Consider the following 21698-nt stretch of genomic DNA (forward strand, 5'->3'; position numbering starts at 1 on the left):
CATGGTAAGCGCTGTTCGCTTTTGAAACGCCATGTCAGTTTTGTTCACTATCCTGCATAGTCCAGTCATTTACGGTAACTGGGTAGAAACTTATGGGCCATATTCCCAAGATTATATGAGGCTCGTGTTTTGATTTCATGTTTATCTTAACAACGGATGTTCGTGATGTCAACGGATTTATCGAACAATCTATGAAGTCGTCGTTTTAATGTTCGGATTTAGACTATTTTTCCTTCAAATACGATTTTTTTCCCAATCGGAATGATCTGAATCGACCCATTTTCCTTCTTTTCCTGAAAAATCGGTTCCTCCATTCGACGGACAGGCGAGTAGCCTTCCGCTGCCATCTGGGACAACACTTGATCGATCGACATGTTGTCTTCCACATAGAATTTCTTCTTCTTTGGTTTTGCGGTCATTCTTTAATTCTCCTTTTCTTCACAGCCTTCACCCAGAAGCCGCCGTGAATCGATTTGGGCTCATACGAAATGATAAACGCCTTTGAATCCAGCGTTTTAATCGTTTCATATAATTGCAGTTCATATTTTCTCGGTGTTAAAATTTGCAATGCTGTCCGGTCTCCTTCAAGACCGCCTGCTACCCAGCTGGTGACACCATATCCTTTTTCTCTCAATTGTCTTGGGAGATCGACATCCAATTCTTTTGTGATCACGTTAACAGTTGTGTAGCCAAGTGCCAGCTTCTCTTCAATTTTCATCCCGACAATGATTCCCATCCCATAACCTAGCGCATACGCAATGACATTTTGTATCTGATCTAAGTTATCAAGTACGATACTTAACCCAATGACATAAATAAGCATTTCAATCGTACCAGCAAAAGCAGCTGCGTACCGTCTGCCTTTCATTGTTAAAATCAAACGCATAGTGGAAAAAGAAACATAGACAATATTAATCACTAAAATGATCAAAACCATGGTGAACGCATTGGATAAAAGTTGTTGAAGCACGATTCGAACCCCCTGCACTAAAAATCAAATAAAGCACCCCATATTCTACTAGAGAACATACCTTGATACAATCAAATTTGCGCGAGAAAAACACATATATCTTTCGACAACAAAGGTGGTCTTTGTTACCAAGAGTTTACCCGTTTTTTCCTCTTCTCAACATGAAAACCTCCTTTTTCAAAAAAGGAGGCTTTCAGTGTGTTTATCCAAATCGAACAGGAACAAGTGATGGAATCAAATACTCTCCGACAATGCTCCAGAGTAGTGCAATGATGACAAGCTCCACCAATAAAAAGATCCAGCCCGCATACATCAAATCACCGCGCACCGCTTCATGCTCCGATTGGATCGAGCGAAAGAGAACGACCGCAATCAACTGGAGACCAAAAAACATCATCACAGATAAAATGACCGTCACATATGGAATATTCATCATGGCAAATACAAGCCAAAGGATGGATAAAACCAAAACCGGCACAAGGGCGGCACCAAACTTCATGATCACTTCTTTCAGTGATATGTTTCCTTTTAGCATGTACTTTCCGAGTAACCAGACGGTAAGCATCATCAATGTCAACAGGATGAGTGTAAAGACCGCTATCCTCAAAAAGGCGTCACCAAAAGAGTAATGAATGCCAAAGCCTAATAAACGGGTCTTTGACGCCTTTAATTGAACATAGTTGCCTAAAGCAAAAAACACGCTGCATAACACAATCGAAATCCAGGCGTACTTCATCCGTAATGTTTCCGCTTGATTGATTGCTCGACTCGGTGATTTTAACATCTCAAGTCCATATGAGCCATAGCGCTTAAACGCGCCTCCTACACCTTGCAGCATACGCTGAATGGCAGAACGCTCATCAGCCGCTGCTGCTTTTGCTTTCGAGGTTCTTCCACGTTTTGCGGCACTTCTGCTGAGGCGGGATTGCCTCGTTTCTTGATCTATTGATGGCTCTTCATTTTTTAAGTCTGATGTACTTTGCTCTTCATCTTTTTCTAACATCTCATATCAACTCCTATCCAGCACAATCCTTACAGGCTCATACGAATGACCTGTTCGGATGACTCCTCTTAAAGTAGCGGAGTCTCTCTGTTCAGTCAAGATGCCTTGACGTTCATACGAATAGACGGATAAAGGGCAGCAGAGGTTTTAAAATGGTAAGAAAATAAGACAAAAACAAAAAAACAGCAGCTTCCATGAGCTGCTGTTTCAGGCGAATAATTAATGATTTAAGAACGCAAAGTAAAGAATAAAGATCACAAACAACCCGTACATAATCGGATGTACTTCTTTGGCTTTCCCTTTAAAGATCATCGTAATCGGGTAGAAAATAAAGCCAACCGCGATCCCTGTTGCAATACTGTATGTGAGTGGCATCATAATCATCGTTAAGAAGGCTGGTACGGCAATTTCAAAACGATCCCAGGCAATCTTCGCAAGCGGAGCGACCATCAGTGCACCGACAATGATTAAAGCAGGTGCTGTCACATTCGATGTAACGATGGATAATAGCGGCGAGAAGAACATCGCAAGTAAGAAGAAAATACCTGTTACGACAGCTGCAAATCCAGAACGCGCACCAGCAGCTACACCTGAGCTGGATTCAACATAAGATGTCGTTGTGGATGTTCCAAGGACAGAACCTACAACGATTGAAGATGAATCCGCCAGAAGTGCTCTTCCTGCACGCGGCAGCTCATTATTTTTCATTAAACCAGCTTGGGTTGCAACAGCCACAAGCGTTCCTGCTGTATCAAAGAACCCAACGAATAAGAACGTTAAAATCACGACAAGCATTTGAATTGAGAAAATTTCTGGTAAATGAATCAAGGCTTGGCCAAAGGTTGGAGATAAGCTTGGAATACTTCCCACAATTTGCGTCGGTACTGGTACAAGACCAACGATCATTCCTGCAATAGCTGTCACAAGCATCCCGATGAAGACACCTGCATTCACTCGAAGAACCATTAAAATGACAGTCACAACGATACCAAACACCGTTAATAAGACAGGACCACTGTGAATGTTTCCAATCGAAACGAGCGTATTATCATTATTGGCGATAATGCCAGAGCCTTGCAGACCGACAAACGTAATGAACAAACCAATACCCGCACCAACCGCCAGCTTCAGCTCAGCCGGAATGGCATTGATGATTTTTTCACGGAAACCTGTTAAAGAAAGGGCAACAAAGATCAATCCTGAAACAAACACACCAGAAAGTGCTGCTTCCCATGTGATGCCCATGCCAAGAACAACCGAGAAGGCGAAGAAGGCATTCAAACCCATACCTGGTGCAATCGCAATCGGATACCTGGCAATCAACCCCATCAGAATACACCCTGCGGCAGAGGCTAACGCCGTCGCTGTAAAGACAGCGCCCTGATCAATTCGTAATTTATCTGGAAAATCCGGTACAGACACTAAAGCAAGTGTGATCGGATTGACAAACAAAATGTAAGCCATCGACAAAAATGTGGTTAAACCACCGATGATTTCTCTGCGGTAATTCGTTCCTAACTCATCAAACTGAAAAAACTGTTTCAAAGCCAACTGACTCCCTTCATGTCCTTTTGCTTTAGTCTGTCCCATTCACAAGTCAAATAAAAAACGCCCCAACAGTTTTGGGACGCTTGACTACAAGTGTGAATTCAGACCGTGACATAAAACAAGAACAATGCATGATTTATATCAAACGAGTGTGAATTGACGTAGTCAAGCCATTTACGGTAGCTTGGTAGAAACTTGCGGGCCATATCCCCGCGATTATACGACTTCTATCTATTTGATTTCTGTGTCTATTGTACCAACTTCATTTTTAAAACACAATACGAAAAGCGAACAATTTTCAAAGAAATGTCCGCTTCATTCGTCTTATTACACGAATTTGGAAAATCACATCTAGTTCTTTATACACCCTTCTCTAAATCCTTCTCTTTTACAAAAACCGTTTCGGCCACATGGAAAAACTCTTTCACTGCCGGAGAAGCTTGGGAGAGAGAAGGACAGGCGAGCGCAACCTCACGATGATGAGACACATTCAGCTGACGAATGTGCACAAGCTGCTGCGTTTTCAAAAACAGCTCAGGGCCTATCGTGACACCAAGTCCTTCCCCGACCATACGGGCAATAGTCGTACAATCATGTACTTCAAATAAAGTAGCCGGCTTCAATTGGGCCTCAGAAAAAATATCCTCTACATGTGATTGATACATGCCAGTCGGCATAATAAAAGGTTCATCCGCCAAATCTGTTATGTCTACAATGGGCTGCTGGTGGAATCGATGATTTGAATGATAGGCGACCACCATCTCATCTTTGATCAGCGGCAGCAAGTCGAAGGCTTCATCCGCATGGCCTTTCACAACAAATCCAACATCAATAATGCCAGAATCCAGCCACTCCAATATTTCTTCATACGTCCCCTCATAGAATTTAAATTCGATTTTTGGATGTTTTTTCTGATAGCTCACAAGCAGCTTAGGCAATAAACAAGCAGATGCACTGGCAAATGTTCCGATACGAATCAAGCCTGTTTCAATATTTTTCGTTAACGCAATTTCCTGCTGGATCTTCTCCACCCTATTTAACACTTCTCTAATATGCGGGAGAAGGGTTTGACCGATGTCTGTCAGTATAATGCCCTTTTTTCGGTCGCGAATGAATAAAGACACACCCCACTCCGTTTCTAAACTCGCCACTGCATGACTCACGGCGGACTGCGTCATATTTAATGCTTCAGCTGCTGCGGTAAAACTGCCAAGCTCCACTACTTTTGCGATAATATCAAAGCGAACAAAGCTCATGAGTATTCACTCATCTCCTTCATGAAAAACATCAATTTTACTTATGTTAGCACGGAATTTAAACTAAATACAACGTATCAAAATGAAGGAAGGGTTCAAACATGAAAAACACATCTCATCAGCTATTGATTATTCTTTTAGCTGTCGGTTCATTTGTCACAGGCACTTCAGAATTCGTCGTGTCTGGCATTCTAGATATAATTGCAGTTGATTTACACATCTCCATTCCTGCTGCCGGGCAGCTTATCACCGTTTACTCTCTATTTTATGCAGTAGGCGCTCTCTTTTTAGTCATGGCAACATCGAAATTGAACCGAAAAAAGGTTCTGTTATCGGCTATTTTTGTGTTTATTTTAGGCAATGTGGTCGCCTTTTTTAGCCATCACTTTGTGCTGCTCCTGCTATCCCGGGTCATCATGGCCATGAGCGGCGGCTTATATATTGTCGTCGCCACGAATTATGCAGCACAGATCGCCCCTCCCGAAAAAAAGGGAAGTGCGATGGCGACGGTCATTACTGGTTTTACCGTTTCACTCGTACTTGGTGTTCCTATTGGCACATTTCTATCAGGTCATGTGGATTGGCACTATATTTTTCTCATCATTGCGCTAGGTACTGCTTGTCTCTTGGTTCTGCTTTATCAATTACTGCCACGAATGGAGGGACATTCACATCTGCCATTGAAGCAGCAATTACATCTCCTTCAAGATAGCAGGGTGATCAGCGGCTTAGCCACGACCGTCTTTTGGATCTTAGGCTACACAATGGTATTCGCTTATATCTCTCCTTTATTACGACAGACGGCCGGCTTTTCTCTTGAAATGACAAGTATTGCCTTGCTCGTCTTAGGCATTTCTGCTTTTATTGGCTCACGCTTTGGCGGCTTCGCCGTCGATCAATGGGGACCAAACCGAACGATCTCGATCAGCATCATGATCCAGATGTTGTCTTTATTTACACTCTTCTTTACGCAATTCTCCGCTATCTGGGTCTTGATTACACTCGCCATTTGGGGCATTGCTACATGGACAACAACACCAGCGAAGCAATTTTATCTGATCTCCCTTAAACCCCAAGCATCAGAAACCGTGCTGAGCTTTAATACAGCGATTATGAACATCGGCATGATGCTTGGATCGTCTATGGGCGGCGTGATTATACAGTATACAAATGTAATGAATTTAAGTTGGATTGGCGGGTTAGCTAGCTTTGCAGCGTTGATGTTGATCAGGTATTCGTTCAACCGTAATCGACTGGCGGAACAACAGACAAAAAGCGAACATGTGTAATCATGTTCGCTCTCTTATTTATTGACTAGCTTTTGAAGTTTCTTTTTTGACTGGAATGGTTACCTTTATCGCTTTCTGTGGTGCCAACATATTCAGTTCTGACAAATCAAGGTAAAGCCCATATTCTTTAAAAGAAAAATGGTTTAATGATAAAGTCTCTAAATTCTTATCATCAAATTCAAAGGTGGATTGCATGGAAGCTGTCTTTAAATTCGTCACCTTCGCATGGTTCCCCTTCAAGTAATATCCGCTTTCATAGTCTGCTTGTGGATCGGGCCATGATTTCATCTTTTCAACATCGCCTAATCCAATGAATTCACCTATATTCTCCATCACATCCTGATCTAATTCTTTTTGATCTACTCCAGTAAATTGATAATCAACAATCACAGAACGGTCTTTTTGATCTATCTTATTGATTTTGATTCCGATGCCATGGTGTTTTGTTTTGAACTGAACAGGCAGCTTTGTCTTGAGAGGAATGATGTGGCTGTATTCTCGTTCGTTTCTCACATCTGTGTAAAATGTCAATTCAGTCGCCTTTGGATTGATCGGCTGATTCAAAATTGTCAAATGATCTTTTCTAGTTTTGTCAGAAGTCAGTTGTTTTTTTCTTAAAACGGTTCCAATCTCAAGCTCATACTCATTCCCTAAATTATCCTTCATTCCATCAATACTAACTCTATCATCTTTGGCAAAACCATTGTAATCAATGGCATATTGAATAGCAGAGCCATTCACTCCGTTTTCTACCTTTACATTTCTTATTTGATAACGTCCATTTAAAATAGACACGTCTTTTTGTCCCGCTAGTAAGGTGGTTTTTTGCTTGACCACAGGTAATTTGAAGCGCCAATTTCCTACAATATCCCCAATCTTCGAAATAACAAGCGGTACTTGCTGACCTTGTTTGATCGTTTGTCCATTTGTATAGACTTCCGTCTGCCCAACATAGTGGCCATCTTTTAATTTTTTCAACTCTGTTTTATCATAATTAAGTTGGAAGTTTCCAACGATTTTTTCTGCATTCACTCTATACGATACAGAATCTTCTTTTGTATGGAGATTCTCCACTGTAAACGTATAAACAAGCCGCCCGGCATCATAGTACACACTGTTTACTTTCACAGTCACCCCTCTTGATTCAGCCCCTTCATTGACATGCTTCACCAAATCACTCTGAAAAAGAGACATTCCTACTTTATCGTGAAACATCATATAAAACTGCCCAATAATCGGTACACGTGCCATTGCTGTATTAAGAGAAGGAAAAAGGAAACCTGATGAAAAGTAAAGGACGATGAGAACGAGGACAGAGTATATTGGCGTTCTCCAATTCCATCTGAACCAATGTCTTTTCTTTTCCGCTTTCACATCTCCAATGGCTTGACGAATGGCAGAGGTCACTTCAACCATTGGTACATCTATCTCATCATAAAGCTTTTTCATTTCTTTTCGTTCCATCGACACTCTCCTCCTTCTCCAATGTTTGCTTTAATAACTTTCTTGCTCGATACAAATGAGTTTTAACCGTTCCTTCAGGCACACCCATCTGCTCAGAAATCATCGAAATTGAATAATCTTGAAAATAAAACAACTGAATGACCACCTGGTATTGCTCATCTAACACATCAAGTGCATTTTTTAAATCGAGCTTGTCTTCCAAAAAATCATGACGCTCAACGCTTTCGTGCTGCTGTTCAAACGGAACAACATCTTGCTGTTTTTTCTTCATCGCAAAAATTGTATGAATCAAAATTCTCGTCAGCCAGCTAGAAAAATAAGCTGGTTCTTTCAAGTCAGATAGATGCTTAAACGCTTTAAATACCGTCTCTTGAACAGCATCTAACGAATCCTCTTTATTTCTTGTGTAGAGAAAAGCCGTTTTATATAAACGCTCTTGATACATCAGCATTAATTTCTCAAATGCCAGGACATTCCCTTTTTGTGCTTTTTTAATTAGTCGCACTTGCTTCATCTCACTCACACCTCCTACACCTGTTAGAGCAAGCTTTCTCTCAAACGGTTTCAACAAACGGAAATTTCTTTTACTTAGCATATGTCGGACAAAAATAGAAAAAGTGAAGAATGGAGTCGAAAGAACAAGTTGAATATTTGATATAATGGAAGAAATATCTACAAAAAGGAGTATGTCGATTGTTTCGATTCGAAGAACCAACGTGTGCTAGCTGTCAGAAAAAGATAGAAGGAAACGAAGAAGTGTACGTCAAGCTGATCTATCCAAAGAGAAGAGGAATGACAGAGGTAAAGGCTTGGCTGAGAAATGAAGGGGTTTTTTATTGTAAGGCATGTACAGAACAAAAGACATCGCATGGAGGATAACCAAATGAACAAAATCACCTTTCCACAAACATTTCCAACAATACATACCAAAAGACTAATCTTAAAACAAGCAACGATCGAAGACGCTGAGGATATGCACATCTATTTATCCAATGAAACCGTGTGCCGATACATGGGCATTGATGCACATGAAACCATCGAGGACACAAAAGGAGAAATCAAGTGGTATGAGAATATCTTCAAAGAACAAACAGGCATCCGGTGGGGCATTTCTTTAAAAGATGATCCTGCGATCATCGGCAGCTGTGGATTTCTTAATTTGGAAAAACAGCACTGCCGCACGGAAATCGGCTATGAATTACATCACGATCATTGGAGAAAAGGGATTATGAGTGAAGCGATCGCTGCGGTGTTACGATATGGGTTTCAGGAGATGAACCTGAATCGGATTGAAGCCATCATTGATCCAGCAAATACGTCTTCTGTTCAATTATTGGAGAACTTTGATTTTGTACGAGAGGGTTTATTGAGAGAGTATGATCTTGGTCAACATGGGTTTGATGATGTGTTTATGTATTCGATTTTGAAGAGGGATTTTGAAACAAAATAGAATTCATTAAGTCTTGCATATTCATTTGATCATACTATATAAAGTCATAACGGACCAAGGAAAAACAAATACTTTTTTCATTCAAAATCACAACCCGAATATGCTCCGTCACATTTACGAGCTAAACCCATATATTGAAAACTTGTCTAGCAAATGGAACATTCAGCACCCTTTCTCCCTCGGAAAGATTCGGAGAAGAAAGGTGTGCTAAAGTGCTATTACAACGAAATTTTATATATAAAAAGTGTCTATAGAATGATAAAACCCTAAAGTAACAAATGTCTCCAATACTGAATGGCATGTAACCTATATAAGTAAATAATCGAGAAATAAACCAGTAGCAAAACATACACGTTCATATCAATCAGAAATATAAAGTAGTTCTTGTCATCGGTTCGAGGAGTGTGATTCAACAGCTTGGAGAATCACTAGAGTCAAGAAAAAGGGCGTCATTGGGAGATTTCAAGAACTATTTTGTAACTTCAAGTGATTTTGAACTACTTCCTTAATTCACTAAATATTTTTTTATATGAGGAGAAAATAGAGTATACAATTATTTTTCTTTTCAACCAAGCTGTAAACTGTGTTTTTATTGAATAATTTGGAATATCTAATTTAACCTCGTTATCTTTGATTATTTTTGAAGTTATATCATTATTTAATAAAAGATTTTCATAATCTTCTCCGCCGTAATACGAGCATGCAACTAAATTCTTATATTCCATTGGGTATTCTTCTTTAATTAATTTTCTATAAATAGATTTTGCTTTCAATTTATTTTTCGTTATTTTTCTATTAATTAATAAACCACCTATAATATAAGATATTGTAAATGCAGTTATTCCTAAACTTATCATTGAATTCAACTGACTCGAAACTTCTTTCAACAAAAAGTGATTAATCACATCTACTAGATCAGGATTATCCAAAATAATGTTTTTTAATGTATCCGAGATGTCAGTCTCTTTTTTTACAGTTTCAATAGTTAATAAATATTTTCCGGATTTGATATAACTAGAAAAATAGAACAACAAAATTGGACTTAACAGTGCAGCTGAAATTGTTGTAAATGAACTAATTAATACTGTCTTTCCATTTAATTTCCTTAAAATATGAACTGGAAAAGCATATGTTAACGCAGAATACAGTATCACTGTAGTAAATAAGTAAGTCAAAAATCCAACGAAATAAGGTAAAGAATTAATTATTGGATGCAAAAAGAAAAAGTAGATGAAAGCATTAATAATTGGTATCAAAACATATGTAGCTGTTGTATATTTATAAACTAAACCTGCTATTATACCCCCATAACCAATAATTAATACAAAACTGATGCTGATGATAGTGAATAAATTCACAATTTCTGATTTACCTAAAAAATGTTCAAGTAAACTTCGTATTGCTATGATGTTAACTAATGAAATAAAAAATGTCCCCACCGCTGCATCACGGAATAAATTAAAGATATACTGTCTCTTCTCTAAATCAATATATTTATTATCATCTGTAATATAATAATATTTTAATTGATTTAACTTTTTCAGCTCAACAAAGAGAGTATTGATGTTTCTAGTAATGGGTTTTCTATTCACCCAAATTAGCCATAAACTAATTAATACAACATAAATACTAGACAACAAATACAATTTTTTTGACAATAAAAAAATTAGTATACACAAATAAATAAAAAGAATTAATGTATTGAATGAATTTCCAGCTCTACTTTCTCTTTTCATATAAATTCCTCCTACTAATACTAATTAAAATATAAAGCAAAAAGTAAATACTTCTCCATTTATTTTATCGACTACTCTTTTTTATGTTCAAGAAAGATTTCTTAGTGTAAATCGCATCCGCTTCCCGTACGATTTCAAGTTCTTCTTCAGAAATTCCACCCAGTACGCGGATACCTAGTCCTGAACCCACGACTAAAAGGTCAGTTCTAAAATCGCAACACAGCACAAAAAGTCAAGTTTCCTAAAGAGCATTTCCGCTATACTAAACTCGTAAGGCAAGGAGGTGCTCGATTGTCCTATCAAGAACATGAAAAAACGATTCAAGAAACTTTAAATTATATTGAACAACACCTGAAAGATGATTTGCCGCTTCAAACTCTAGCGAAACACGCTGGTTATTCTAGGTTTCACTTTCACCGTGTGTTCAAAAAAGTGATTAAGAAGTCAGTTGTTGATTATATACGGGAACGACGGATGACCCAAGCGGCGAAGGATTTAATTCATACGGACCAACGGGCGATTGATATCGCATTGCAGTATCGATTTAGTTCACAGGAATCCTTCACTAGAGCCTTTAAGAAGATATATGACATGTCACCCGCACGTTATCGGAAATTATTAAGGAATGTCATTGATGAGGAGGAAACAAATATGGCTGCAAATAAAAACACACCTACTGGCTGGATTATGACGGGGGACACCCCATCTGACTATGAAACAGGTTTGGATGACAGAATTGTACACAGTGGTACTTACTCCGCTTATCTGAAATCAAAAGATGAAAAAGCTCGAGGTTTCACGACATTGATGCAGCAAATTAAGTCTGAGCGTTACCGAGGGGAACGCCTTCAATTTTCTGCTTTTGTCAAAAGCGAAGATGTGAAAGGCTCAGCTGGTTTATGGATGAGAATGGACCATTCTTCAGGTGAAGTTCTTGCGTTTGACAATATGATGAACCGTCCAATTACAGGAACAAACGGATGGAATCATTTTAGTGTAGTACTAGATGTTCCAGTAAAAAGTGAAGTCATTGCGTTTGGCATTTTACTACAAGGTCCAGGTCAAATTTGGATGGACGAACTTAGTTTTAAAACTGTAGATGAAAGTGTGCCAGTGACAGAACAAAATACTGTGGATGATTTAGAGGATGAACCAGTGAATTTAAATTTTGAAGGCTAGCAGACTGAAGTGAAGAGGAGATTGATTGCCATGAAAAAAATTGGTGCGATTTTATTGTTCGCTGTGAATTCACTTACCTTTATTTGTGGCCTCGGATTTTTATTTGGTGAATATGACGGGGATACTAGATTAAATCAGAAGTAGTTTATTATAAGATGAAAAAAAGACTTTTAAATAAAAGGATTGCACATAGCAAGTATGTCTCTCCATTACACAAAATTAATAACCTATAACGAAATGAAATAAAAACCTCTACCAATATTTTTTCTGATAGAGGTTTTTTGGCAAGGAATTGTATGTTTCAAGATGGTTTTTAACTTTTTTAATCCTTATCAATCAAAGTTCCCAATTCAAATGAAGTTACCGTAATATTACCACTCAATCTGAAAAACGAACATATCCTTGTAAAACTGAGTGAACGTAGAATCTGCATTTCCAACAAAAACTTTTATTGAAAAATATACTCATCTCATTTTATGTCTAGTTTCAACATCCGCGGTAGCTAGATTCATCACTGTATTAATACTGTACAGTATTCCAAGAGTTACACTAACAGTGAGATATGACCAAAGCAGTATACCGATAACTATTACATAGATATTCGATATAGGACCACCTATTGCTATAGCTAGATTAATTAAAATGTAATAAATGCAATCTGCTATTTGGCGTCTGAGCTCTTTATAAAGATGATCGTGTAAATTCGGAAAAAAATTCTTCAAACGTGCCATTACTGGGCTAGATTTCAAAGTAACCAAAAGTGTTAAAAATACACCTTCTACTGTTAATATCCCAACAGCAAAAGAAATCAAACTCCCTGTATTTTCTCTTATATTGGGTAGATAGCCTAAAAAATATAAAATGATAGGTAAACATGAAAGGAGGGAATTAACAAGAAACCTTTTTCGTTCCCAGTATTTCCAAAATGTTTTTAATACTTTAGAAAATGGTTTACCTTTCATGTTGTACACCTCCATTTTATAGCTCTATTCCATTAAAGGTTGTAATATCCTTCCTATCGCACTACGTTGCGCAGGATATTCATTCATAAATTCTCTGTGTATGTATTCGTGCCCTATAACCATACCTCGATTTTCAACATGAAGACTAATTACATTCGTAAGCTTAGGTTCTAATAGGTCTACAACATCTATTGGGGACTCTATATCCTGACGTGCGGTAATTTCAACTTTAGGTTTACTATTTGATCTATTAAATCCATAAATTATTTCCTGAATAAGATCAGCATCTAAACTTTCTGATTTAGGGGCACGACCAACTGATAAAGTTAATTCAAAATTAACACCAGAAGCTCTTCCAATTAGCCCGGAGACTTCCTCTAGAGAACCATTATCCGCCAGTGAATCAGCCATTAGATTACTACCTCTAACTACAACCTTCCTGAATATTTCCGAATTCCCTATTTTTTCAATACGGGAACTATCAATTATAGGTCTTAGTGAAACCATTAATGGAATTTGGTCTTCCTCCTCCAATCTTTCTTTATATCTATTTCTTATCTCTGTTAAAAAGACCTCAATCTGTGCAAGATTTAAACTGTAGATATTTGACTGTATTGCCACAGTACAATATCTAGGGTCAAAAACCACAGTTACAAATTCTCCGATATATTCGTCATCTTCTAGTCCTAAATCTTCTTTAGGATTTCCAATTTTCTTCTTGGCAATATTTGTTTCTCGTAACTTAGCTATTTGAAAAGAGTAAATTCCATCAGGATCATTTAGTATAGTATATCTATCAAACTCCCCAATGTATTCCCCTACGTTAACCACTCCATCAAGTGGATTATTTATAACTGATAAGTAATTAAGAATTTCTGTCATATCCCATGAAGCTGTTACATCTCTTCCTTGCATATTTTCCGGCATGTCGATTGGAACCAAATCAATTGAAAAATAGTTAAATCTAACCTTTTTTAACGGCATTTGTTACTCCCTCTCTTTTGAATTAGTAGGTGTTTTATCCATTATACTGCCATAATCCTACAATTATAAAGAGAATGTATGTTCTTATTATAAGGAAAATATTAAAAATAAGCAATAGAACTTTAACAATAAAAAGCATTTTAAAGATATAAAAGAAAAAAGCAGACCTTTGCAGATCTGCTCATAACTCTCCATATTCCTTAGCATGTTCAAAAAAGGTTAAGAAATACTTTTTTTGTGGGTATTTGGTGAGTAACCATTTATTTTTAAGTCCTATTCAGGAATTATCACTTTCTATAAGCATTAATAAATAGGGTTTCCCTAAACAAATTGTTCTATACTCTTACTCCCACTCAATCGTAGCAGGCGGCTTACTCGTAATATCATACACCACGCGGTTAATATGCTTCACTTCATTTACGATACGAGTCGAGATCTTTTCAAGTACATCCCAAGGGATTCTTGCCCAGTCACTCGTCATACCATCAATAGAGGTAACAGCACGGATGCCGATTGTGTAGTCGTATGTTCTTGCGTCACCCATAACACCTACGCTGCGGATGTCTGGGAGAACCGTGAAGTATTGCCAGATGTCGCGCTCAAGGCCGAAGTTGGCAATTTCTTCGCGTAGAATCGCATCCGATTCACGGACGATTTCTAGTTTTTCTTCAGAAATTTCACCTAGTACACGGATACCTAGTCCTGGACCTGGGAATGGCTGTCTCCAGACGATGTCGTCAGGAATGCCCAGCTCTGAACCTAGGGCACGGACTTCATCCTTGAATAGTGTATTCAAAGGCTCAATCAATTCGAACTGCATGTCTTCTGGAAGACCGCCTACGTTGTGATGAGATTTGATTGTTTGTGCCGTTGCTGTTCCGCTCTCAATAATGTCTGTATAAAGTGTTCCTTGTGCTAAGTAGTCGATTCCTTTTAGCTTGTCCGATTCATCATCGAATACATAGATGAATTCGTTACCGATGATTTTACGTTTTTGCTCAGGATCAGACACACCTTTTAGCTTGTTTAAGAAACGATCTTTCGCATCTACTTTAATCACGTTCATGTTGAAACCTTCGCTAAATGTTTTCATAACCCCTTCTGCTTCGCCTTTGCGAAGAAGACCGTGGTCAACGAAAATACATGTCAGCTGATCGCCGATTGCTTTGTGGATCAATACAGCCACAACAGATGAATCCACACCGCCGCTTAGTGCGCACAATACTTGTTTGTCGCCTACTGTTTCACGGATTTTCTGCATTTCGATTTCAATGAAGTTCTCCATTGACCATTTGCCATCGCAGTCACACACGCCGAAGACAAAGTTTTTCAATAGATCATTTCCGTACTCAGAGTGACGAACCTCTGGGTGGAACTGAACGCCATAGAAATTCTTCTCAGCTAAGCTCATCGCTGAGTTTGGACAATGTGCACTTGTTGCATCAACTGTAAAGCCTTCTGGCACTTCAACAACGAGGTCACCATGGCTCATCCAAACGACTTGATCAGTCGGAAGGTCTTTGAATAATGCAGGTGTTCCATTAATGTGGATATCTGCTTTTCCATATTCACGCTGGCTTGCCGCTTCTACTTTCCCGCCTAAATAGTGAGTCATGAGCTGCATGCCGTAGCAAATGCCTAGAACCGGAATGTCTAGATCAAAAATCTTTTCATCACAGCGGAAAGATCCTTCATCATAAACACTGTTCGGTCCGCCAGAAAGGATGATTCCTTTAGGCGCCATTTCTTTAATTTCTTCAGCAGTTAAAGTGTGCGGATGAAGCTCACTATACACACCAAATTCACGAATACGGCGTGTGATCAGCTGATTGTACTGACTGCCGAAATCTAGAACCAAAATCATTTCATTTACTAAATTTGTCATGGTGTCACCTCTATGTCCAATATAGTTTTTTATAAACGCACAGAAAAAATGAGAGGAGAAAACCTGCTCTCAGTGTGAATCACGCTTTTGAAGCGCACAGACTCACATCCGAACGCTTCAATTTCATGTATTTTAGAAGGTTTTAATATTCACCTATTCTAACAACAGGAAGGTACGGGGTCAAGACTATCTCCTGTTTATTAAATTTTCCCATAACTTTGCCGATTGCCGCCAAAGCACCGACGCATCCTCTCGTCGATAGAGTGCCCGCTCATAGAGCTGCGTCAGCTCTGACATGCGATGATCTCCATGCTTGTCATCGATCAATGAAGCGAATTCTCTTAGCGTCATGCCAGGTTTTTTCTCAATTCCCCTGCGCTTCAGCTGCTTTAATAGAGCAGCATACGCATAGAAGAATGCTTCCTCCTCTGGCAGACGTTTCACCTTTCTCACAATAAAGAATGGCAGCCACCTTGCTCTGAATCGATAAAGCAGCCAGCTCATCAACCCTAGAAGGACCATAGATCCTGCCGCAAATCCCAAGATTGAACCAACATGCACCATACTTGGCTTTGCTTGTGCTGTTTGTTTCTTTGGTTCTGCCGGCTGCTCTGTCTCCTGCTGCTGCGGCTGTTCTGCTTGCTGATCTTCGCTTGCATCAGAGCTAGGCTGATCTTCTTCCTTTTGATCATCATCTGTTTGATCACTTGAAACGGCTTCATTCGTAAATGTCTCTGGGTTCGTAAATCCTTTTGTCGGTTCGAAGGTGACCCAGCCTCTGTTTGGAAAATAAACCTCTACCCATGAATGCGCATTGTTATTGGTCACTTCATACACATTGTTTCCATCCATCTGTGTTTCATATAACTGACCTGACGTATATCCTTTCACCCATCTCGCCGGAATCCCGATCGAACGAAGCATCACAATCATAGAGGATGAAAAGTTATCACAGTAGCCGATCATCGTATCAAATAAAAATTGGTCTACATAATCTTCATTACGACCAGGCACAGCGACATTTTGCGTTTCATATGAAAACTTCGCAGATCCTAAATAATCCTCGATCGCTTTGGCTTTATCATACATATTATCCTTCGTTTCCGTTAAGCTGTTTGCCAGCGTCTTCACACGCTCTGGCAATGAGGAAGGAAGCTGCAAGTATTCACGGCCAACCTCCTGATTTACCTGCTTCTTTGTTGGCACTTTAATCCTCTGCAAATCCTCAAGGATAAATGTAGGAGACAAGAAGGTGACTTGGTAGTTCCCTAAATTTTTCGGCGGATTTTGACTGGATGGGACAATTTTTTCTGTTTTCCCCATCATTTGCAGCGGAATATTTTCCATTGGCATCAGTGTGATCGTCCCAATCGGATAGACAGCATGATTAAATCGATAGTCCGTTTCCATATCGACTCTCGTTTCATGCACCTCTGTTTTCACACGCTCGGTAAACCACCGATTTGGCACATCATCGTCCTTTAGCCGAGTAGGCTTTGTATCATTTGAGGCATCCTCCCAGCCCTTTCCTGTGTAGATGCTTTTTGTTTCGACACGAAAGTAAGACGGCTCCTTTCCGCTCCATTTAAAGACCGGTGTGCGGTCCTCACTAAACGGTCCGCCAAGCGCTGAATCATCTGCACTATATCCCACCTTATTCTGCCCGGCTGCGTTATCTTGATTCGTCACCGCCTTAAAAAACGGGACAGGATCAGGCCATTTCGGATCAGACTTTGGCAAAGAAGCGCCGAGTGCCGCTGATAGAAGAACGAGCGCCAGCATGGGCAAAAACCATTTTAGACGCGCCTTCTGTGACACCCGGATGCCTTCAGCCGAACGCAGTCGATCGAAATACAGCAACCCAAGCAAACAAAAACCAAACACCATAATGCGAACGATCGCAAAGGCAGCATCATATGGCGTAAACGTATCCAGAATCGTGACATACACAATCGTCATGAGTAAAAAGAAAAAGATACGCTGCTGATAGACCACCCAATAATGAAGCAAGTAGACAAGCAGCCATAGCAAAATATAAAACAATAATGTGCGGAAGGACGGGTACATGTCACTCCACATGCCTGTGCTCATGAAGGTGATATTATCTTTGATATCAGCAAATAATGCAGCCGGATAGCTTGGCTCTGCTTGATAAAAGATCAAATATAAGGCGAGCAAGATCATGCCGGTACAAATAGGAAACGTCACATACCACTTCAAACGAAAGAATGTAAACAAACACGTAAGCCCTATAAAAATGATGAAATAAGACGTATGACTCGTCTCTGTAAAGTCTTGAAGCGGACGAAGCCACTCCCAAAGCAGCAGAAATGCTACAGCATAATAGATGAACAACTCAAAACGGCTTTGCCGCTGATGCGTATCCAGCATAAATGTTTGTCACCTCACAGTTCTTTCGTGCAGCCGGTCTTCAAATAAAAGGGTCGTGCGTATTCCAGATGCCTTGAGCCGGTCTACAAGCTGTTTTTCTTTTGTCGTGAAGCGATCCAAAGCTCTCTTCACTAAAAGAACAGTGATGTTCTTTCTGTTTCGATTTCCAAGCAGGCTCGCAGCAAGCTCTTCTTGCAGCTGACCCGTGACGACATATTTTCCAGAGTGCTGGTACTCACTCGCTGCTAACGCCTTATATTCTTGTGCGCGAGAAGGTTGATGCTGCACCCTTGTTAAATAATAGAGCATGTCCTGTAAATGAAGTTCTCCTTGATCCACTCGAAAGGCATGCTGATCTCCTAGAGGTACAAAACCTGAAGGCACCCCTTTTTTCACTGCCGTTTGGAGAACAGAAGCTGCAATAGACACGACGGTCTCAAAAACCGCTTCATCTGTAAAATCAGCAAACACGACAAGATCCTTTGTTTGTTTCTGTTCAAATTCCTTCGTCATCAGCTGACCTCTTCTAGCCGTCGTCTTCCAGTCCACCCAAGCAAAACGGTCTCCTTGCTGGTATTCCCGCACGCCTGTTGTCACATGGGCCGGTTCATTGAACCACGAGTGAACCGCTTTGCCTCCATTTTCATTCACTGACTCAGCAGACTCCACCTGAAGATCGAGCATTTTGGGATAGACAAGCAGCTTTTTTTCTAACGGAATGATCACTTCTTTCTCCACAAAACCAAACATATCACCCGTTTTGATTCGAACCGCTGACAAATGATGTTCCCCGCGCTTGGCATCATTCAATTGATAGGAAAAACGCCACGTTTTCCGAAACCAAGGAAACAGCAATTGCTTCATTTCAATTTGTTCCTGTAAATGAAAGGTGTCCGGCGGATCATCCTCAATCAAGACATAAACGTATGGAAATGGATTTGTCCGCTTGATTTCAAGGTCAACGGACAGCACGTCTCCCGCCTTCAAGCGGGTTTGCTGTAATGTCCTTTTGGCTGTCGCTCGCAGCGGAACGAGCGCAAACAGCAAAGCATACAAAGTATATGGTAAAAATGCATAAAAAAGGAACCAACTCACAAAGCCTCCCTGAAACATGGCATAACAAAAGGCTGCCGCAGTGAGGATGATGAGCATCATTACCCGTAACCATAATGAAACAGCGAAACGATGACGTGACTTCATTGAGTCATCGACTTTTGAACTGGCACGCCAATTTGCTCAAGCATTTGTCGCAGCAGTGTCTCCGCCTTCTTCCCTTCATACGTCGCTTCTGATGTCAAAATCATTCGATGCGGCAATGTATATGGCGCCAAATACTGTACATCATCAGGAATCACATAATCTCGCTGATTCAACAGTGCATACGCCTGAGCCGCTTTCATGAGGGCGATCGATCCCCTTGGACTCACACCTAAATAAACAGATGGATGTTGACGCGTCGCTTGAGCGATTTCCACAATATATTCTTTAATGGATGCATCCACATGAATGGTCTGAACAGCTTGCTGCAACGCATGGATATGATCCTTTGTCATCACTGCTTGGAGCGTATTAATCGGGGACTGCTTTTCCTGCAAATTGAGCACCTCCAGCTCCTCCAGCATGGTCGGATATCCCATCTGCAGCTTGAATAAAAACCGGTCCATTTGCGCTTCTGGCAGCGGATAGGTCCCTTCATATTCCACTGGATTCTGCGTCGCCATGACGAAAAAAGGATCCGCAAGCGGCATTGTTTCTCCGTCCACTGTGACACTGCCTTCCTCCATCGCTTCGAGCAATGCCGACTGTGTTTTAGGAGAGGTCCGGTTGATCTCATCAGCCAAAATAATCTGCCCCATAATCGGTCCTTGCCTAAATTCAAATTCATTTGTCTTTTTATTATAAATCGACACACCTGTTACATCTGAAGGCAAAAGGTCAGGAGTGAATTGGATTCGCTTAAACTCACAGCCAATGGATTTTGCCAAAGCACGAACCATCATCGTCTTCCCAACACCAGGCACATCCTCTAGTAGCACATGCCCCTTCGCCAAAATCGCAACAAGGCTTAATATCGCAATGTCTTTTTTCCCAACCATGACTTTATTGATGTTATCTACGATTTTTTGTAAATCTGAATGCATCGGTTCATCAAATGCCATCCTGATCCTCCTATCACGTTTCCGTTAAATTTCATATAGTCTAACTTTACCATACAACGCGCATTTGCATAAAACATCAGCATGTAGAAAAAAAGAAGCCTTCTCACGATGGAAAAGACTTCTTCTCTTCTTTTGTCTCACCTGCTGGCTCCATATGAACATGAGAGTGTAAAATATCATGTTCCTTCTTCATTCTACGTTCGATCTCATCTGCAATATCATGGCTTTCTGCAATGTTCAAGTGCGGCTCGACCTCCACTACTACATCCACATGGACCGTACTTCCGAGATACCGTGCCTTAATATCTTTCAAATCGCCCACTCCAGGTGTTGCTTCAATGGTCTCTTTATATTTGGACATATCTTTTATATGAAAACCGTCCGTTAACGAATGAGAGGCATCTCTGAATATCTCCCACGCCGTTTTACAAATAATGAGGCCAATGACAAACGCTGCAAGCGTATCAATCCATGCCAGCTGAAATTGAGAGGCGATAATCCCTACAAATGTTCCAATACTCACATACGCATCTGATTTATTATCAGCTGCTGCTGCATGAAGAGCCTGGCTATTGATCCGTTTGGACAGATTGCGGTTGTAAATATACACACCATACATCACCACAGCACTTCCTGCTGCCGTCCAAGCTGCGATCATATCAGGCGTTTGATGCTCAGATGAGAAGAGCGACTGGCCTGCACTCAGCAAAACCTGAAGTCCAACAAGCATCATAATAAAGGACGCCACAAGAGACGCAATATTCTCTGCTCTAAAATGACCGTATGGATGATCTTCATCAGGCGGCTTTTGAGAAATACGCAGCCCAATCAACACAGCAAGGGATGCAATAATATCCGTCGTATTATTCAATCCATCTGCCGAAAGAGCCTCTGAATGAAACACATACCCAATTAGAAGTTTCACCGCTGATAAGATCACATAGGCAATGATGCTGACCCAAGCACCTGTTTCACCTTGTCTTAATTCGTTATAGCGCTCCATGTCGAACCGCGCCTCCTCACACATCACTTTTCTATTATTTATCTTACAAAGCAAAGCCCGTGTGGGTCTACAGCAACATGATTCGCTTGTGTCAGCAAAATAGGATACATAGAAATGTGTTGACCTAAGTAAACTTATTTTTATAAGGTCAATTGACCTCAAGACCTACTCCCATCAACCTTTTTCCAATTCACTCTGTGATGAACATCTGGCAATATCACTCTTTCTAGAAAATTGTCAGAATAATTTTATTTTGAGAGACAACTTCTCCCCATCCTATCTTATGCAATTTTTAAGAATGAACTGAGGAAAAAGAGGGAACATAATCTCTCAAATCCTTTATACTTTTTAACATCATGTTAAGAGGTTTGAAATGTCAGTTTGATAACCTGTCCAATGCTGAATGACAATTCAGTATG

General features: G+C 40.1%; 19 protein-coding genes, 1 pseudogene and 2 riboswitches. Of the genes and pseudogenes, 4 read left to right on the top strand and 16 right to left on the bottom strand.

What is annotated here, in order from left to right; translation table 11 throughout:
• Nucleotides 1-37: 37 nt before the first annotated feature.
• Nucleotides 38-139: riboswitch (purine riboswitch) on the bottom strand.
• Between the two features lie 79 nt (nucleotides 140-218).
• The 5 genes from C6348_RS16810 to C6348_RS16830 form a co-directional block, all read right to left on the bottom strand.
• Complete coding sequence (locus C6348_RS16810; RefSeq protein ID WP_060595676.1) at nucleotides 219-419, bottom strand: NETI motif-containing protein; 201 nt, start codon at nucleotides 417-419, stop codon at nucleotides 219-221.
• Complete coding sequence (locus C6348_RS16815) at nucleotides 416-970, bottom strand: DUF2179 domain-containing protein (protein WP_024424505.1); 555 nt, start codon at nucleotides 968-970, stop codon at nucleotides 416-418. The genes C6348_RS16810 and C6348_RS16815 overlap by 4 nt, the downstream gene beginning before the upstream one ends.
• 202 nt (nucleotides 971-1172) lie before the next feature.
• Nucleotides 1173-1973: a hypothetical protein gene (locus tag C6348_RS16820; RefSeq protein WP_106043788.1), complete on the bottom strand. Its 801-nt coding sequence runs from the start codon at nucleotides 1971-1973 to the stop codon at nucleotides 1173-1175.
• 219 nt (nucleotides 1974-2192) lie between these two features.
• Nucleotides 2193-3518, bottom strand: a complete 1326-nt coding sequence (locus C6348_RS16825) for an NCS2 family permease (protein WP_034664933.1) — start codon at nucleotides 3516-3518, stop codon at nucleotides 2193-2195.
• 145 nt (nucleotides 3519-3663) lie between these two features.
• Nucleotides 3664-3765: riboswitch (purine riboswitch) on the bottom strand.
• Nucleotides 3766-3880: 115 nt separating this feature from the next.
• Complete coding sequence (locus C6348_RS16830) at nucleotides 3881-4777, bottom strand: LysR family transcriptional regulator (RefSeq protein WP_106043789.1); 897 nt, start codon at nucleotides 4775-4777, stop codon at nucleotides 3881-3883.
• 101 nt (nucleotides 4778-4878) lie between these two features.
• Here C6348_RS16830 and C6348_RS16835 point away from each other — a divergent pair, with 101 nt between their 5' ends.
• Nucleotides 4879-6066 (top strand): MFS transporter, encoded by a 1188-nt coding sequence (locus C6348_RS16835; RefSeq protein WP_106043790.1) that lies wholly within the window; start codon nucleotides 4879-4881, stop codon nucleotides 6064-6066.
• Nucleotides 6067-6084: 18 nt separating this feature from the next.
• Here C6348_RS16835 and C6348_RS16840 read toward each other — a convergent pair whose 3' ends face one another.
• A complete protein-coding gene (locus C6348_RS16840) occupies nucleotides 6085-7530 on the bottom strand; it encodes a DUF4179 domain-containing protein (RefSeq protein ID WP_106043791.1) in 1446 nt (481 codons plus the stop codon).
• Complete coding sequence (locus C6348_RS16845; RefSeq protein ID WP_106043792.1) at nucleotides 7499-8044, bottom strand: sigma-70 family RNA polymerase sigma factor; 546 nt, start codon at nucleotides 8042-8044, stop codon at nucleotides 7499-7501. The genes C6348_RS16840 and C6348_RS16845 overlap by 32 nt, the downstream gene beginning before the upstream one ends.
• Before the next feature lie 179 nt (nucleotides 8045-8223).
• Here C6348_RS16845 and C6348_RS16850 point away from each other — a divergent pair, with 179 nt between their 5' ends.
• Together C6348_RS16850 and C6348_RS16855 are read left to right on the top strand one after the other, a co-directional pair.
• Entirely contained in the window at nucleotides 8224-8409 is a 186-nt protein-coding gene (locus C6348_RS16850; protein WP_106043793.1) for a Fe3+ hydroxamate ABC transporter substrate-binding protein, read from the top strand.
• 4 nt (nucleotides 8410-8413) lie between these two features.
• The gene (locus C6348_RS16855) at nucleotides 8414-8980 is read left to right on the top strand and encodes a GNAT family N-acetyltransferase (protein WP_106043794.1); all 567 of its coding nucleotides are present in this window, start codon (nucleotides 8414-8416) and stop codon (nucleotides 8978-8980) included.
• Nucleotides 8981-9477: 497 nt separating this feature from the next.
• Here the strand turns inward: C6348_RS16855 and C6348_RS16860 are convergent, their stop codons facing one another.
• Both C6348_RS16860 and C6348_RS19330 read right to left on the bottom strand, forming a co-directional pair.
• Nucleotides 9478-10716 (bottom strand): hypothetical protein, encoded by a 1239-nt coding sequence (locus C6348_RS16860; RefSeq protein WP_106043795.1) that lies wholly within the window; start codon nucleotides 10714-10716, stop codon nucleotides 9478-9480.
• Nucleotides 10717-10825: 109 nt separating this feature from the next.
• Nucleotides 10826-10903, bottom strand: a pseudogene (locus tag C6348_RS19330) (hypothetical protein); the annotation flags it as partial.
• Between the two features lie 104 nt (nucleotides 10904-11007).
• On the opposite strand from C6348_RS19330, the gene C6348_RS16865 reads away from it, so the two are divergent.
• Complete coding sequence (locus tag C6348_RS16865; protein ID WP_106043796.1) at nucleotides 11008-11895, top strand: helix-turn-helix domain-containing protein; 888 nt, start codon at nucleotides 11008-11010, stop codon at nucleotides 11893-11895.
• Nucleotides 11896-12359: 464 nt separating this feature from the next.
• Here the strand turns inward: C6348_RS16865 and C6348_RS16870 are convergent, their stop codons facing one another.
• The 7 genes from C6348_RS16870 to C6348_RS16900 all read right to left on the bottom strand — a co-directional run bounded on the left by C6348_RS16870 (nucleotide 12360) and on the right by C6348_RS16900 (nucleotide 21279).
• Nucleotides 12360-12857 carry a hypothetical protein gene (locus tag C6348_RS16870; RefSeq protein ID WP_106043797.1) on the bottom strand — a complete coding sequence of 166 codons (498 nt, stop codon included), beginning with the start codon at nucleotides 12855-12857 and terminating at the stop codon, nucleotides 12360-12362.
• Nucleotides 12858-12881: 24 nt separating this feature from the next.
• On the bottom strand, nucleotides 12882-13841 hold the full coding sequence (locus C6348_RS16875; protein WP_106043798.1) for a DUF6731 family protein: 960 nt from the start codon (nucleotides 13839-13841) through the stop codon (nucleotides 12882-12884).
• 343 nt (nucleotides 13842-14184) lie between these two features.
• A complete protein-coding gene (gene guaA, locus C6348_RS16880; RefSeq protein WP_060595666.1) occupies nucleotides 14185-15726 on the bottom strand; it encodes a glutamine-hydrolyzing GMP synthase in 1542 nt (513 codons plus the stop codon).
• A 186-nt stretch (nucleotides 15727-15912) separates the two neighbouring features.
• Entirely contained in the window at nucleotides 15913-18117 is a 2205-nt protein-coding gene (locus C6348_RS16885; RefSeq protein WP_106043799.1) for a DUF4129 domain-containing transglutaminase family protein, read from the bottom strand.
• 9 nt (nucleotides 18118-18126) lie between these two features.
• Nucleotides 18127-19317 carry a DUF58 domain-containing protein gene (locus C6348_RS16890; RefSeq protein WP_106043800.1) on the bottom strand — a complete coding sequence of 397 codons (1191 nt, stop codon included), beginning with the start codon at nucleotides 19315-19317 and terminating at the stop codon, nucleotides 18127-18129.
• Nucleotides 19314-20276: an AAA family ATPase gene (locus tag C6348_RS16895; RefSeq protein ID WP_060595663.1), complete on the bottom strand. Its 963-nt coding sequence runs from the start codon at nucleotides 20274-20276 to the stop codon at nucleotides 19314-19316. Before C6348_RS16895 ends, C6348_RS16890 begins: the two co-directional genes overlap by 4 nt.
• Nucleotides 20277-20379: 103 nt before the next feature.
• Nucleotides 20380-21279 carry a cation diffusion facilitator family transporter gene (locus C6348_RS16900; RefSeq protein WP_106038364.1) on the bottom strand — a complete coding sequence of 300 codons (900 nt, stop codon included), beginning with the start codon at nucleotides 21277-21279 and terminating at the stop codon, nucleotides 20380-20382.
• Nucleotides 21280-21698 lie beyond the last annotated feature (419 nt).

Source organism: Bacillus sp. YBWC18 (assembly GCF_002998775.1).
Classification (GTDB): Bacteria; Bacillota; Bacilli; order Bacillales; family Bacillaceae; genus Bacillus.

What these genes read in the sequence shown, in the direction of transcription:
- C6348_RS16845 (WP_106043792.1), bottom strand. Translation starts at nt 8,044, where the DNA reads ATGAAGCAAGTGCGACTAATTAAAAAAGCACAAAAAGGGAATGTCCTG.
- C6348_RS16875 (WP_106043798.1), bottom strand. Translation starts at nt 13,841, where the DNA reads ATGCCGTTAAAAAAGGTTAGATTTAACTATTTTTCAATTGATTTGGTT.
- C6348_RS16810 (WP_060595676.1), bottom strand. Translation starts at nt 419, where the DNA reads ATGACCGCAAAACCAAAGAAGAAGAAATTCTATGTGGAAGACAACATG.
- C6348_RS16895 (WP_060595663.1), bottom strand. Translation starts at nt 20,276, where the DNA reads ATGGCATTTGATGAACCGATGCATTCAGATTTACAAAAAATCGTAGAT.
- C6348_RS16855 (WP_106043794.1), top strand. Translation starts at nt 8,414, where the DNA reads ATGAACAAAATCACCTTTCCACAAACATTTCCAACAATACATACCAAA.
- C6348_RS16830 (WP_106043789.1), bottom strand. Translation starts at nt 4,777, where the DNA reads ATGAGCTTTGTTCGCTTTGATATTATCGCAAAAGTAGTGGAGCTTGGC.
- guaA (WP_060595666.1), bottom strand. Translation starts at nt 15,726, where the DNA reads ATGACAAATTTAGTAAATGAAATGATTTTGGTTCTAGATTTCGGCAGT.
- C6348_RS16840 (WP_106043791.1), bottom strand. Translation starts at nt 7,530, where the DNA reads ATGGAACGAAAAGAAATGAAAAAGCTTTATGATGAGATAGATGTACCA.
- C6348_RS16860 (WP_106043795.1), bottom strand. Translation starts at nt 10,716, where the DNA reads ATGAAAAGAGAAAGTAGAGCTGGAAATTCATTCAATACATTAATTCTT.
- C6348_RS16820 (WP_106043788.1), bottom strand. Translation starts at nt 1,973, where the DNA reads ATGTTAGAAAAAGATGAAGAGCAAAGTACATCAGACTTAAAAAATGAA.
- C6348_RS16900 (WP_106038364.1), bottom strand. Translation starts at nt 21,279, where the DNA reads ATGGAGCGCTATAACGAATTAAGACAAGGTGAAACAGGTGCTTGGGTC.
- C6348_RS16835 (WP_106043790.1), top strand. Translation starts at nt 4,879, where the DNA reads ATGAAAAACACATCTCATCAGCTATTGATTATTCTTTTAGCTGTCGGT.
- C6348_RS16885 (WP_106043799.1), bottom strand. Translation starts at nt 18,117, where the DNA reads ATGCTGGATACGCATCAGCGGCAAAGCCGTTTTGAGTTGTTCATCTAT.
- C6348_RS16870 (WP_106043797.1), bottom strand. Translation starts at nt 12,857, where the DNA reads ATGAAAGGTAAACCATTTTCTAAAGTATTAAAAACATTTTGGAAATAC.
- C6348_RS16890 (WP_106043800.1), bottom strand. Translation starts at nt 19,317, where the DNA reads ATGAAGTCACGTCATCGTTTCGCTGTTTCATTATGGTTACGGGTAATG.